Annotated in this window: 11 protein-coding genes; all 11 read left to right on the forward strand. The window is 40.6% G+C overall.

Translation table 11 applies throughout. From position 1 onward, the window contains the following. Positions 1-313 precede the first annotated feature (313 nt). The 11 genes from EFB00_RS06740 (at position 314) to EFB00_RS06790 (ending at position 15,302) form a co-directional block, all read left to right on the forward strand. Positions 314-3,895 carry a vWA domain-containing protein gene (locus tag EFB00_RS06740; RefSeq protein WP_122646097.1) on the forward strand — a complete coding sequence of 1,194 codons (3,582 nt, stop codon included), beginning with the start codon at positions 314-316 and terminating at the stop codon, positions 3,893-3,895. After that, positions 3,896-5,161, forward strand: coding sequence for a pilin N-terminal domain-containing protein (locus EFB00_RS06745; RefSeq protein WP_241153417.1), 1,266 nt, complete (start codon positions 3,896-3,898; stop codon positions 5,159-5,161). It abuts the gene before it with no gap. A gap of 84 nt (positions 5,162-5,245) precedes the next feature. Further along, the gene (locus EFB00_RS06750) at positions 5,246-6,898 is read left to right on the forward strand and encodes a SpaH/EbpB family LPXTG-anchored major pilin (RefSeq protein WP_122646098.1); all 1,653 of its coding nucleotides are present in this window, start codon (positions 5,246-5,248) and stop codon (positions 6,896-6,898) included. A 131-nt stretch (positions 6,899-7,029) separates the two neighbouring features. Next, positions 7,030-8,250, forward strand: a complete 1,221-nt coding sequence (locus EFB00_RS06755; RefSeq protein WP_122646099.1) for a class C sortase — start codon at positions 7,030-7,032, stop codon at positions 8,248-8,250. A gap of 47 nt (positions 8,251-8,297) precedes the next feature. Continuing rightward, entirely contained in the window at positions 8,298-9,467 is a 1,170-nt protein-coding gene (locus tag EFB00_RS06760; RefSeq protein ID WP_122646100.1) for a class C sortase, read from the forward strand. Between the two features lie 378 nt (positions 9,468-9,845). Continuing rightward, on the forward strand, positions 9,846-10,727 hold the full coding sequence (gene rsgA / locus EFB00_RS06765; protein WP_122646101.1) for a ribosome small subunit-dependent GTPase A: 882 nt from the start codon (positions 9,846-9,848) through the stop codon (positions 10,725-10,727). Positions 10,728-10,731: 4 nt separating this feature from the next. Further along, positions 10,732-11,382: a ribulose-phosphate 3-epimerase gene (gene rpe, locus EFB00_RS06770; protein ID WP_122646102.1), complete on the forward strand. Its 651-nt coding sequence runs from the start codon at positions 10,732-10,734 to the stop codon at positions 11,380-11,382. Next, entirely contained in the window at positions 11,383-12,018 is a 636-nt protein-coding gene (locus EFB00_RS06775) for a thiamine diphosphokinase (protein WP_122646103.1), read from the forward strand. It abuts the gene before it with no gap. A gap of 153 nt (positions 12,019-12,171) precedes the next feature. Next, entirely contained in the window at positions 12,172-13,029 is an 858-nt protein-coding gene (gene mreC, locus EFB00_RS06780; protein WP_122646104.1) for a rod shape-determining protein MreC, read from the forward strand. 4 nt (positions 13,030-13,033) lie between these two features. Beyond that, complete coding sequence (gene mreD, locus EFB00_RS06785) at positions 13,034-13,537, forward strand: rod shape-determining protein MreD (RefSeq protein WP_122646105.1); 504 nt, start codon at positions 13,034-13,036, stop codon at positions 13,535-13,537. 199 nt (positions 13,538-13,736) lie between these two features. Continuing rightward, positions 13,737-15,302 carry a C40 family peptidase gene (locus EFB00_RS06790; RefSeq protein ID WP_122646106.1) on the forward strand — a complete coding sequence of 522 codons (1,566 nt, stop codon included), beginning with the start codon at positions 13,737-13,739 and terminating at the stop codon, positions 15,300-15,302. Positions 15,303-15,468 lie beyond the last annotated feature (166 nt).

The following is a 15,468-nucleotide window of genomic DNA, read 5'->3' on the forward strand; positions in this document are numbered from 1 at the left end:
TTTGTTTTATTAGTTATTAATATTTAAGGAAACCGCTTTTTCGTTAAAATTGTTCTCAGAAAGATAGATTGTTAGTATTGAATTAGGAACAATTAAAAAATAATTTGATAATGGGAGGAGTGTCGATAAAAGGGTTGGTTTTTTAGATTTTTTAATACGAATATTGACACTTGGTTTTTAAAAAAACACAGTCAATCGCGATGTTGGTTAAGGAAATAAGGAAGTTTCTTAATAGTTTAGTTGGAAAAAAGGATTTGCATGAGATTCATTATTTAATGCAAAAAAATATGAAGGAAAGGAAGTGTAAAAAATAATGAAGCTTGCAAAAAAATGGTGCCCTGCTATGCGGATTTTGGTTATTTTGACGATCCTCGTCCCGTATTTCAGTTCACTCGCTGTTCTTTTGCCGCAAGATGCTGAAGCCATCACTAACGAACCGCAAGTGGTCTTCAATGAAGAAAATTATGGAAAAGTCGAAGCATCCTATGTGGAAAAAGAAACAACGATCGAATGGACGATCGATTATCAAAAATATCAAGACACTAGCACGAATGATGATGTGCAGCGCTTGATGAAACTGAGACTAGAGCAAGTAGCTAGCGGCGTCGGCACAGTCAAGAACATGAACGATTCAGATTTGACGGAAGAAGACGACTGGTACGTAGAAAAAGAATTTTCGGCAGAATCAAAAGGAACATTGATCGTCGAAATGCCGAAAGATGACCTTGAATTGACTATCGAAGTTCAAATGGACGAGCAGCGTACCACGATCCAAGAAGTCGAAACAGCAGTTTTAGCGGCTGAAGTAGAAACTGCGGAGACAACGGAAGCTGCAGAACCGGCTGTACAAACAGAAGAAATCACAGAAACGGTGGAAACATCAGACATTCTTTCTTCAACAGATGCCGGTCCTCACACTGTGACTGCGGAAGTTGCGGCAGAAGAGCCACAGCCAGAAGCGCAACCAGAAGTACAAGCAACAGAGCCTGCAAAAGAAGCACAAGAGGAGAGCGTTGAAGCAGTTGAACCGTCCGAAACGGCGACCTCTGATGCAGAAGAAACAGAAGCTGTGATTTCTGATGAATCAGCACAAGGAAGAGTCCAAACGGCTGCTTGGAATTTTAATCCACTGCTTGAGAACACAGGGTCTGATGCGACTGACCGGTTTATTTATACTACAGATGACACGGGAACTTTTCCTGAAAATGGAACAGGGCTTCACTTAGAGGGTGGTCCTAGTAAAGAAATCGTGAACTATGATTATAGTTCTGTTTCTGAAGATTTTGTTCCTACAACGAACATTCTAGAAGAGGATTCAGGATTCTATGGCGGCTATCATGACTATGATGGTGCATATCTGAAGAAAAGCGTTATGCCTACAGATGATCCAAATCAATTCACTGTACAGCTGGATATGATTGGCGATATTACAAAATCGGAAACCCCACTTGATGTGGTATTGGTCTTGGATAAATCTTCGAGTATGACTAGAGATATAACAAAAATAATTTATGGTGAATGGGAAGAGATTACTTGGCAACAATACAATGATCGACGTAGCGGAGACGGCTATCAATATCAGGCTGTACGACTAGGTTGGTTTAGGTATAGATATGAACGTCGAACAAGGACTGAAACTACTTCTAATCGGTGGGATGATGTAAAGAATGCTACAAAACAGTTTGCTACAGAATTATTAAAAAATGAGAATATTCAAATGGGATTGGCCAGTTTTGGCTCAGTTGGAAACGGGAACATTTGGGGAGAACATAGCGTATTCGCTAATGGCTCCGGATTTACCAATGATGTTGATGAACTTCTTGCCAACAGTATATATACTGTTACTCCAAGTAATTCAGGAACACCAACTTTTCTAGGAGTTGACGTTGGATATGAATTATTAACAAGTTCGGAGTATAAATCATCCAATGAAAATCCTCAAAAAGTAATGATTTTCTTGACTGATGGACAGCCTACTTTTGGCCCTAGAACAAGGTATACAGGACTGAGTCAGTTAAGTAAAACTACGGATTCAGGTAATATTCGCTATACCACAAATGATTCTTTACGTCTCTATGAAGGGGATGGTTCTGACACTCAAGGGAATACTACATTAAACCGAATAGCTACTAATACAGTAACTCATGCAGGAAGTCGTAGAAAAGAGAACATTCAAACTTACTCTATTGGTTATGCAGATACAACGATTAGTGTAAATGTATTAACTGCTTTGGGAGAACACGGATACTATAGGGCTGAAAACTTTACGACACTCATCGAGGTATTAAATAATATTCTATCAAAGCTAACAGCAACGATCCAAAATGCTACGTTCATTGATCCGATGAGCATTTTTGTAGAACGAATTAGTGATATAACAACTGCCGCATTGACACTTCATAAAGGTAATCCTAATACTTTAAGTGTAACACCAAAAGGCACGACTGAAGATGGATATCCTTTATATGCTCAACATATTGACGATACTCTTACCGAATCAGAAGATGGTTCCATTAATTTATCTGATATTACCTTAGGCGGTACCGAAACAGAACTTCAAGGTTATCGAATAACTTACACTGTGGAGCTTATAGATAAACATCGAGACGGTAAATTCTATCCGACTAATGGTCCTACCTATTTGCAAAATGGTGATGAAAAATTTTTACACTTCGCAGTTCCATCGGTTAAAGTAGCTCCGCCAGAAGTTGACTTTACTTTAACTAAGATGGTGACTAATACGACGAGCATCTTAGCGGGTGCAGGATTTACACTATACGAAGATCAAGAAAGAAAAAATCCTGTGGAGGGTCAGAGTGAAGTTGAATCCGATTCATATGGAAAAATTTATTTTACTAACGTTAAGCCAGGCACCTATTGGTTACATGAAACTACTACACCACTAGGGTTCGAGACTATGGATCCGATTGAGATAACAGTCAATAGTGACGGTACAATTACTAGTGATGGAATAAAAGATAATAAAATCTTCAACGAATTAAAACCTTTCCGCTTGCGATTAGATAAAGTTACGCAAACGGGTGCATCTTTAAGTGGAGCTACTTTCAGACTTGATGAAGTAGCTGAAACTACTAAAGAAGTTGAGACAGTTATTTCTGATGAAGACGGAAATATTTTATTTACAAAAGACTTATCACCAGGATCCTATAAATTAACTGAAACAAAGGCTCCTGATGGGTATCAAATCTCTGAGAATAGCCCATGGACGATTGAAATATCGGCGGATCGTACAGCGACAATTCAGGGCAAGAACGAGACGACGGAACAAGAGTTATCCGTTGAATTTGATACAGTAAATGGCGTATGGCAGATTGCTCCTGGTGAAAGTTCTGGGAAGATAAGTAATGACTTGAAACCGTTTGATCTTTCAATTAAGAAGGTAAGTTCGGTGAATGAAGTTGTACTACTACCAGGTGCTAAATTCAGCTTGTATGCTGATTCAAGCGCTTCAGGAACTCTATTAGCAACTGCAACAACAGATGCTTATGGAATTGGATCATTCATTAAAAACGATGGTAGTGGAGAAAAATTCCCATTAGCATCTAATAGTATTTACTATATCAAAGAAACCAAAGCACCAGATGGTTTCATCTTGTTAGATGGGATTTTCACAGTAGAAGTTAATAAGTATGATTCAGTAACTGTATCGTATGGTACAACAAACTTAGATAAAGATGCAGTGGCCGTAGGTTTGGTTGCTGGCGAAGATAACAACACCATCCAATTCACCGCTGAAAACCGACCAAAAGGACAACTGCCGTCAACCGGTGGTCCAGGGCGCAAGTCTTCCATGATTGCCGCAGCGGTGCTCATCGTCTTTGCAACAGGTACTACCGTCTACTATGTCTACCGCAATCGAAAGGGGGCGAAGTAAATGATGAAGAAAATCAAAGGATTAGTCCTGACACTTTTACTTCTGCTGCCGTTCATTGGTGGATTGGGCGCAACGTTGCAAGCTGACGCTCAGACCGAAAACGTAGACTTGATTCTCCATAAAAGAATCATACGGGATATCAACCAAAATGAGATTAGATACAACAATAAAGGTCTTGAGCTAGAAAATGAAGACTTTGATGTTGTCACTGGTCCTACTCCGTTAAACGGTGCGGAATTCAGCGTTTATGATATGACAGACTTTTTCTATGAAGAAATAGCCAAACCTAACACGAATGCTGAATCGTTGATCAAAGAATATTCTACTCGAAGCAAGGCTAGCGAACTGATCGTGAGTGAGAAAATTCAAATGGTTGAAACTGTTACAACAAGTGGAGAAGGAGATGCGCGAGGAACTGCCCGCCTTTCTGTTCCGCGAATGAAAGATGACAACTATGCTGTCTATCTGATTTTCGAAAATGATATAGATAACCCACAGGCGGAATTCAATATCGATCTCGAAAAAATCGCTATGCCGATCATTGTGATGCTGCCGATCATGCATCCAGACAATGAAACAGAAGAGCTGAACGAGATCCATATTTATCCGAAAAATATCGGTTATCTCCGTGACCCGTATTTCTTTAAATATGGAAAAGAGAACGCGCAATCACCTGAGTTGGGTGTTCCGTTAGAAGGAGCAATCTTTGTTCTCTATCAAATCGTCAATGATCAAAAGCTTTACCTTGATCTAAGTCCTGCTAGTGATCTACAAAATAGCTGGGTAGTTCCGGAAGGGGACCCATTGAGTGATCCTCGAATCAGTAAATTCATTTCTGATGAAGACGGAGTTGTGACCACAGGCGGAAGATTGTTGCCTTCAGGAGAATATTTCTTTGAAGAAGTTCAATCTGTTGAAGGATATCAGATTGAAAAAGAATCCATTCCAGTAGTTGTTCCTGATTCTTGGGAGGACGGAAACGGTAATCCGTTGTATGTAACCGTCAATGGGCAACAAATGGATGAATTAGAAAATGGTGAAGTACCAGCTTCCGCATATGCAAAAGTTGAGCCGCGTGTCTACAACTATCAGACACCGACAGATCCGCCGGTAACACCGGAGGAGCCAACGTCGCCAGGTCAGCCAAGTAAGCCAGGGTTCAAGTTGCCACAGACCGGTGAAGCTAAGATGGCGATCTCACTGTTAGGCGTATTGCTCATTATTTTAGTAGCATATATTTGGAAAAAACGGCAAAAAGCAGAATAAATGAAATTGTTGCTAAAGGGGAAGACCTCCCCTTTAGTTCAAAAAAATAAAAAAAGGAAGCGATTTTAAGAGGAGGAATTAAACATGAAAAAAGGACGGAAAATTTGGGGCATTTTTGCCTCAGTGCTAATGATGCTTCCGCTACTATTGGGAGCATTCAGCATGGGTAATGTCGCATTTGCTGAAGATAGTGAGGGTGCTACAGTCAATGTAGAGTTGCGGAAAAAGCAATTTGAGGAAGTACCAGAGCTTAGACCAAATATTGGACTAGAGATGGATTATTTTGAAGATTTTGACGGATTAAAAGGAGCTGTTTTCAAAGTTGTCGATGCCACAGAAGAATATTACGATTATCTAGCGGACAATCCTAATGCTACCGTAGCAGATGCACAAAAAGCATTAGCAGCGGATCCAGATTTGGAAGCTAAAGCACCACTTCATGAAGGGGTGACCGATGCTGACGGAATCCTAATATTCGAAGGACTTCCGGCAACTGCTACTTATGAGGAGAGAACCGTAGATGCAGTCTACATGTTTGTAGAGACAGATAGTCCAACACAAGTTTCTGCACGTGCCGCAAACTTAGTATTGGTATTACCAGTATATGCGACGGTTGAGGATGAAGAAACTGAGCTTGAACATATCATCCTTTACCCGAAAAATGAAATTACTGAAGGATTTGATAAAGGGATTGTAGGTGAAGATGGCAACATTATAGATGAGTCTAAATTGGAAGGTGCACTTCCATTTGAAATTGGTCAAGAGATCACTTATGCGATCCAGTTCCGTGTACCAAATAATATTGGACAAACCTATACAGATGCAGAGGGAGTAAAAACAAGTTATCAAGCATTTGGTATCCGAGATGTGGCTGATCCAGAGTTAACTTTTGTCGGCATCAAAAGTATTACAAATGCAAGTGGTAATGTAACATTAGTAGAAGATAAAGGTGAAGGCGGACATTACACAGTGTCTCCTGCAACTGGAGGCAACGGCTTTAGTTTAGACTTCAACTTATCTGCCACAGCTGGTGATCTTACTTCACAAGCAACAGCAACTGCATTAAAAGCGTATGCAGGTCAAACGTTAACGATTACTTACACGATGTATCTGAATGACACAGCAGAACCTGATTTCTTCTATGATAATGATGGTTATATCAATGTAAACCATCGTGGAACACCATATCAAGATACAGACGATGCTCCTCCAGTAACCACTGGTGGTCGCCGCTTCTTAAAACAAAACGCTGCAACTAGCGCGGCATTGCCAGGAGCGAAATTTGTCATCGGACGTGGTACAGCATCTGCTTTAAATAATGATACTGACAGAACGCGTGAATATGCATTCTTCACGGATGATGGCAAAATTGAATGGGGTGAACTTGAAAAGGCAACGGTATTTACTTCAGGATCAGATGGTGCTTTTGCAGTAGAAGGTATGACTTACTCTTCTGAATTGGGAACAGGTATGACTTACTTCGCGGAAGAAACTGAAGCACCAGCAGGGTTCCGTATTATTACACAACGGACACCGTTTGAGGTTAATCTTTACAGTTACTATGCAGATCCAACTGAGCTGACTCCGGCTGATCCTCTTGCTATCGGTAACCGTCCAGAGGGTGGTCTTCCTTCAACTGGGGGCAATGGGATCTATGCCTTCTTGATGATCGGTGCTGGTCTGATGGTTGGAGCTTACCTGTGGTACAAAAAAAGTAAAGAACAAGCAGAAGTTTAATATCAACATATAACAATAGCTTCATGAGCAGGGACGAAGATCATAGTGATTTTGGTCCCTGCTCGAGTTCAATCGCAAGGGAATCTACTTTATATCCCCTTGCGATCACTACATAAAAGGAGGTGCCCGTTATGAAAAAAATGAAAGCTAAAAAAGAAGATAAAATCAATCTTTTTCTAAAATTATTCATAGCGCTGATGTTTCTGGCGGGGGCCATGATTTTCTCCTATCCATTTGTCGTAGATTCATTGAATAATTTTTTGGATCAACGCAAAATAGAACACTATCAACGAATATATGAAGAAAAAAACGCCGAAACACAAAAGAGACAGCTGCGTGAACTGGAAGAAAAAAACAAAGAGATACAAAAATCAACCAATATCCCAGGAATGGGCATGGTGGAAGACCCGTTTGAAGAAGCAGTAGGGCATGTAAAAGATCCTGACAGATCTTATTATGAAGAACATACATTAGGTGCTATTTATATACCTGCAATCAATGTCAGTCTGCCGCTTTTCGATGAGACCAATGACCTTTTGTTAGATAAAGGGGCCACCCTTTTGCAAGGAACGTCATATCCTATCGGCGGTTCGAGTACTCATTCAGTGATCACCAGTCACAGTGGACTGCCGGAAAAAAAACTATTTACAGATTTGGATAAGTTGAAAAAAGGCGATCATTTCTACATTGAAATAGTGGGTGAAAAGCTGGCTTACGAAGTAGAATCGTTTAAAACTGTACTGCCAAATGAGATCGATAGTTTAGTGATACAAGAAGGACGAGATCTGGTGACATTGCTTACTTGTACACCATATATGATCAACACCCATAGATTGCTAGTGACAGGTTTCCGGATACCGTATGTAGAAGAGATGACAGAAGAAATCCAGCGCACTAAAAACTATCACAATATACGTTTGATTATTTTAAGTACATTAATGATCGTTTTCTTGCTTATCTTCTTCTATTGGGTCTGGCGCAAATTTGTTTACTATCAAAGTACGAAACGACTGTATCAACTAAAATTTTACTGGACGGATAAACAAGTACCTCAATCCGGACAGCTGTTCACTTTATTGGATCGAAGAGGAAAACCAATGGATAATGTGCCCGCTGTAATAAGCCAATCTGATGGGAAAGTAGATTTTGGCGAAATACCGGGAAATATTTATCGTATCCAGTTAGGTAAGGAAAAGGAACATTCCTTTAAAATCAAAGCTAAGGTCTGGCATATAAAAGATCCTCAATTCAAAATAATAACGAAAAGAGGGCATTTGAAAGTAATCAAAGCAAAAGAAGGCAAAAATTATTTTTTGAGTAAAGAACGTTTAGGTAACAAGAAAGTTAAGTGAAAATCTTTGATTAAACTAGGATCTTATTTGAAAAGGAGGCGGAACAAATGAAAAAAGGAGTAAAAAAACAACTGATCACTCGAATATTTATGATCATCATCTTCCTTTTGGGCTGTTTGACCGCTCTCTATCCGTTTTATTCAGATGCTATCAATGGGATTCTCGATCAGCGAATGATAGAAAAGTTTGAAAGAGAAAGAGCGATCCAAGAAGCAGAACGGCGTGAACAGATGCTGGAAGAAAACGAGCGTATAGCTAAAAACGGAGCCAGTCCTGGTGCGGATCCTTTTGGAGGTGAAAGCGGGAAAAAAAATACAACTCAAAGCTATTTAGAAAAACATATGATTGGGACATTGACGATTCCCAAAATCAATGCACAAATGCCGATTTTTGATACCACGAATGATCGCTTATTGGATCGGGGAGCAACTGTATTACAAGGTACATCATATCCTACTGGTGGTCCCAGCACTCATTCAGTCTTGACTGCTCATCGGGGATTGCCCCAACGACAATTATTTACGGATTTGCCTAAATTACAAAAAGAAGATTTATTTGTATTGGAAATCTTGGGAGAGAAATTAGCCTATGAAGTGAACCAAATCAAAACAGTCGAACCAAATCAAACAGAAGATTTACGGATCTTTGAAGGGGAAGATTTGGTGACGCTGGTTACTTGTACGCCATATATGATCAACTCCCATCGCTTGTTGGTTCGCGGGCATCGAGTGCCGTATACTGAAGAAATAGCGAAAGCTTCTGAAGCAGCGAAAGAAAAGCGTGAATGGATGCAGTGGCTCATCTTAGCGGGAATGATACTGTTGATTTTATTCTTACTTTATTTGCTCTATCGCAGTCTTCAGATTTATCGCTTACGTAAGAAAGTATTTGATTTAACGTTTTATTTGCGAGATGCTCACGACCGTCCACTTAGCGGTATAACTATGGAATTGTTGGATCGCAAAGGCAAACTGCCGAAACAACGTAATGGTCGTAAAATGCAAGCGACTTCTGATGGACAGGGAAAAATCATTTTTGAGAAACTTCCTGGCAATCTGTATATGGTCAAGCTGCTTGGAAACAGTACAGTTCCTGCTTTTCGTATCGGATTGACGAAACCTAAACAAACAGAGCTTCAAGTGTTTCTTCCAAAAAATGCGGAGATAGAACAAATTAAACAAGACCAACAAATCATATTACGTAAAAAAGCTGATTAATAAAATTTTTTTGATATGTATTATTAAAGAGGAAAACTGAGAATAAGAGTTGATCATTTTACATAAAATAATGTGGCAAAATGATCGCTTTTCTAACAGTAATCTCTGAATCAGCAACGTTGATTTCTTCTTATGAGAAAAATTATCTGAAAAGTAAATTAGCAGAAATAATAAACATCGTGGCCGAACGATCATGCTCGCCTCGATGTTTTTATTTTAAGGATGGGAGTCGGAGTCTAAGTTGAAAAAATATCCATAGTTCATTAATTGTTATTTTAAAAAAAGTAAAGTATTTACATCTATTTGAAATAAACTCGCTTGTCTTATTCCATCAGCGGATAAATCCGAAAAGTTATGTTAAAATGAGTCCGAGGAGGGATGTTTTTGAGAGGACAAATCCGAAAAGCTTTAAGCGGCTTTTATTATGTAGAATCAGAAGGCGAAGTCTATCAGACGCGGGCGCGGGGAAATTTCCGCAATCGCAAGATCACGCCGCTGGTAGGCGACGAAGTAGTTTTTGAAAGTAGCAATCCGACTGACGGGTATTTGCTGGAGATATTGCCTAGAAAAAACGAATTAGTGCGTCCGCCGGTAGCGAATGTCGATCTAGGGATCGTGGTAGCCAGCATGGTGGAGCCGAATTTTTCATTCAATCTGTTGGATCGTTTCTTGGTCACGCTGGAATACAATGAGATCGAGCCAATCATTTATTTGAGTAAAATTGATCTGTTGGCAGATAAATCTTTGGCTGAAACGGTCAAAAAGCTCTATGAAAAAATCGGGTATGTGGTGATCGCCTCAGAAGACGGTTTAGATGAGCTGAAGGCATTGTTTCCAAAACGGATAAGTGTCTTTATGGGCCAGTCAGGTGCTGGCAAATCAACACTTTTGAACAAGATCGTGCCAGAGCTGGAATTGGCGACTGCTGAGATTTCTGATTCATTAGGACGAGGCAAGCATACCACCCGCCATGTAGAATTACTGCCGATTGCCGGAGGTCTTGTCGCTGATACGCCAGGATTTAGTTCCATCGACTTTTTGGAGATGGAAGCTGTACAGCTGCCCAAACAATTCCCCGAATTTGTCGAAGCATCCCATCTATGCAAGTTTCGGGAGTGCATGCACGCCAAAGAACCCCAATGCGAAGTCAAACGACGGGTCGAATCCGGCGAGATCGCTCAGACCCGTTATGATGATTATTTACAATTTTTAGCAGAGATCGAAAACCGGCGTCCGGTTTATCGTAAAAGGAGAGATTAATAAGATGAAAATTGCCCCATCGATTTTAAGTGCTGATTTTGCCAATTTGCAACGAGATATCCAATTTGTCGAAAAACATGGCGCGGATTATATCCATGTGGACGTGATGGACGGTCAATTCGTACCAAATATTACATTAGGACCAAATGTGGTCTCAGCGATCCGACCTATCACAAAATTGCCGCTAGATTGCCATTTGATGATCGTTGATCCGGAAAATTATATCGAGGCTTTTGCTAAAGCCGGCGCGGATATCATTACTGTCCACGTAGAAGCTACTCCCCACATCCATCGGGCAATGCAGCTGATCAAATCACAAAACGTCAAAGCCGGTGTGACTTTGAATCCCGGTACGCCAGTTTCCGCTATCAAACATGTGCTGTCAATGGCAGACCAAGTGCTGGTGATGACGGTCAATCCAGGGTTTGGCGGTCAATCATTCATTGAAGAATCATTGGAAAAAATCGCGGAACTGAAAGCATTGAAAGAAGAAAACGGCTATCATTACGATATCGAAGTCGACGGCGGGATCGTACCGGAAACCGCTAAAAAATGTCAGGAAGCCGGCGCCAATGTTTTTGTGGCAGGATCCTACATCTACAACAGCGAACATCCTGAAAAACAGATCCAAGCGTTGAAAGAAGCGTTAGCGTAAATGAAAGTATTATTGGTTGCCGGGGGAAAACCGGAATACTGGCCGCATTTAGAAGATCAGTATGATTTTTATGTGGGAATCGATCGCGGCAGTTTGTATCTGTTGGAAAAGGGTTATCCATTAGATCTGGCGGTAGGAGATTTTGATTCTCTTTCTCCCAGTGAACAAAAAACAGTCTTTGATGCGGCAAAAGAAGTCAAACGCTCGCCGGCAGAAAAAGACGATACCGATACTCAATTAGGCTTAGCGGCGGCTTTGGAAAAATTCCCCAAAGCGGAGATCCTGCTGATCGGAGCTACCGGCGGCCGTTTGGATCACTTTTTGGCAAATCTTTGGCTAGGAGTAGAGCCGCGGTTCGCGCCGTTTTTATCGCAACTGACATTAGCGGATCGGCAAAATCATCTGCGCTATCTGACACCGGGAGAATATGTGATCCGCAAGATCCCGGGAATGACTTATTTAGCCTATTGCTGTTTGACTCCGGTGGATCATCTGACCCTGACTGGCAGCCGGTACACGTTATTGAATCATCAAGTTGCTGTACCAACTTCATTTGCCAGCAACGAATTTTTAACAGAAACGGCGCAGATCGCCTTTGATTCAGGCATCGTCGCTGTGATTCAAAGCCATGATTAACGAAAAGACAAGGACATATTTTTGAGTTTTTTTCTGTAAAAAAATCCATCTGACTGGATTTGCAAAAAAAAGCTTAAGAGTCTGTACTTGTCTTTTGTTTATGGTGAAATAGTGGTAAAATCAATACTATCTGAAATTAGTTGAGGTGTCCTTGTGAAGAAGTTTAATCCCAATAAAAATATTATCATCACATTGATTTTAGTTATTTTTGTGGTGACTGTGTTGAGTGTGACAGCGGCGAAACGCGCCTCTGAAACCAAAACCAATTTTTTTCAATCCATTGTCAACGATAGTGTGGGGATCGTTGATAAGGTCATTTCCGCGCCGATCCGTTTTGTGGAAAACAGCGCCAATTCCGTCCATAACTTATTCACAACATATAGTGAAAATGAACGCTTGAAACAAAAAATCGACAGCTATGACGAGCTGGAACAAAAGAATAAAAATTACCAACGCGAAATCAATTCTTTGAAAGAAGAATTAGAACTGAACAAAACATTGACCAACTATGAAAAAGTAACTGCGAATGTCATCACCCGTTCACCGAATTCTTGGCAGGACATGCTGGTGGTGGACAAGGGGTCAAAAGACGGCATCGAAACCAATATGGCGGTAATGTCGCAAAAAGGTTTGATCGGTCGGGTCATCGAAGTCAATCTGGCTTCTTCTAAAATCGAATTGCTGACATCGGAAAATCAGAACTCCAATCATTTCCCAGTGCGGATCTCTAGCGAAGGCGGCGAATCTTTCGGCGTGATGAATGATTACGATGAAAAGATCGGTGCTTTGGTGGTAGATCAATTGACCGGCGATCAAGAATTGAAAGCCGGCGATGTGGTTCAAACATCTGGCCTTGGGGGCAATTCGCCAGCGGACTTGCCGATCGGTACAGTGATGGAAATGAAATCCAATAGCTTCGGTCTTGGCGGACAAGTCTACGTGAAACCTTATGCGCAAATGTATGATCTTTCCGTTGTGACCATCGTTAAACGAATGGTAAAGGAAGGATAGGCGGATGAAAGAGAATGTCAAATATTACGCGATCCCTTTCTTCTTTTTCATGATGCTGGTGGATGGGCAGGCGACCCGTTTGATCGAAGTATGGACAAAAGATGCCTATGTCGCTAAGTTCCACTTTTTGATCTTGGCATTGATGTGCGGCTGTCGGGCATTACCAAAACGGTATATGGTGATCACCGCATTAGTTCTGGGGTGTATCTATGACCTGTATTATATTGGTGTGCTGGGCATCTATGCAGTGGCCTTGCCGATTTTGGTGTGGGTGATGTATGGAATGTCAAAAGCATTGTATCGTAATATCTTCACCATGTTTTTTGGCTTGATCATCCTGATCACTGGCTTTGAGTTAGCGACATTGGGGATCCAATTATTGTTCAAATTAGTCAGCGTCAACGGAACTTTCTTCATCACAAGATTCTTAGGACCTACCTTATTGATGAATATGATCGTGTTTGCAATCTTTATATTTCCCTTCAAAAAATTATTCGTTATCGAGTAATTTTTTGAAGGCTTTTTTTGTCTAAAGACTTGTTATAGATAACGGGTGAAATGAAACATCCCTGTAACAATTCTTTTATCTGGCTGACATATCCCTATGGTACAATTTATTTATCGTAAAAGAAAATTTAGAATTTCTTACGTTAGATTAATTTTTTACTAAAAAAAAGGAAAAATAAAGCCAGTCGGAGGAATGAAGAGTGAAGAAAAGTTTGTTATCAGCATTATTGGTATGCTCCTTAACGCTTACAGCAGTTGCAGCTCCAAGTGTGGCCGCGGCGGCAGATAATATTGATCAAAAAATCGAACAACAAGATAAAAAAATCAATGAATTGAAAGGCCAACAAGCGGACGCCCAAGCGCAAATCGACGCGTTGGAAGCAGAACTTGCTTCAATCAATTCAAAAGCGGAAGGTTTGCTAAAACAACAAGCTGAACTGCAAAAAGCATCTCAAAAATTACAAAAAGATATCGAAACCTTGCAAGCGCGTATCGAAAAACGCGAAGCTACTATCAAAAAACAAGCCCGTGACGTTCAAGTCAACGGACAAAGTACTAACTTTATCGATGCCGTTTTAAACGCTGATTCATTAACGGACGCTGTCAGTCGTGTTCAAGCGATGACGACGATCGTGAAAGCAAACAACGACTTGGTTCAACAACAAAAAGCTGACCAAGAAGCTGTGAAAGAAAAGAAAGCTGAAAATGAGAAAAAAGCGGCAGAAATCATTGCTAATCAAGTTGAGCTAGAATCTCAAAAAGGCGACCTTCAAGCAAAACAAGCTGATTTGAATGTCGTGAAAACAAGTCTAGCAGCAGAACAAGCAACTGCTGAAAGCAACAAAGCTGAATTGAACAAGCAAAAAGCAGAAGCAGAAGCAGAACAAGCTCGCGTCCAAGAACAACAAAGACAAGCGCAAGCAGTTCGCGAAGCCGCTGAAGCAGAAGCACAAAGTTCTGAAACACAAGTGGCTGAAACACAAGCATCAGAAGCAGTCACAGAAACACAAGGTTCTGAAGCTCCAGCAGCCGAAGCTCAACCATCAGAAGCACAACAATCAGAAGCACAACAATCAGAAGAAACACAAGCTACAGAAACAGAAGCTTCGTCTGAAACAAATACTTCAACAGAAGCATCTTCTGAAGAAACACAACTAAGCAGTACAGAAGAAAGCAGCGCGCCAAGTGCAAATACTAATACTGGCGGATCAAGCAATACTGAAGTAACAAGACCAAGCAACAATACTAATAACAATACAAACAATAATACAAATAACAATAGTAATAACAATAGCAATAACAATAGCAATAATAATAGTGGAGCTACGACACCAAGTCAAAGTAATACCAATAACCAAGGAAGTTTAACTCCTGCTAAACCAACTCCAGCTCCAGCGATCCCTGCACCAACAGGCGGTGGTGTAGTCGGCTTAGCAAAACAATTGGCAACAATGAATATCCCATACGTATGGGGTGGAAAAACAACTTCTGGTTTTGACTGTTCCGGTCTGGTTTGGTATGTTTATAAAAATGCAGCAAACCGTGAAGTCGGCGGTTGGACAGTACCACAAGAATCAAATGGACCAAGAATCCCAGTTAGCCAAGCACAACCTGGCGATCTATTATTCTGGGGCGCACCTGGCTCTACACACCACGTAGCGATTTATATCGGCGGTGGACAATACGTTCACGCACCTACTTTTGGACAAACAGTAACGATCCAATCAATTTCTTACTATGCACCAGATTTTGCGGTACGTATGTAATCGAAACAAATTGAAGGATAACTAAAAGCTGACGATTGTTCGTCAGCTTTTTTTATGGCAATGAGATTATAAAGATATTAAAATAACTCGTTTTCATACATTTATTTTCAAAAATGAAATTTTTTTGTAACATTTCTTTTATCTGGATGAAATATCCTTGTGTTAG

It is taken from the genome of Enterococcus mediterraneensis (genome assembly GCF_900604485.1).
In the GTDB taxonomy this organism is placed as follows: Bacteria; Bacillota; Bacilli; order Lactobacillales; family Enterococcaceae; genus Enterococcus_C; species Enterococcus_C mediterraneensis.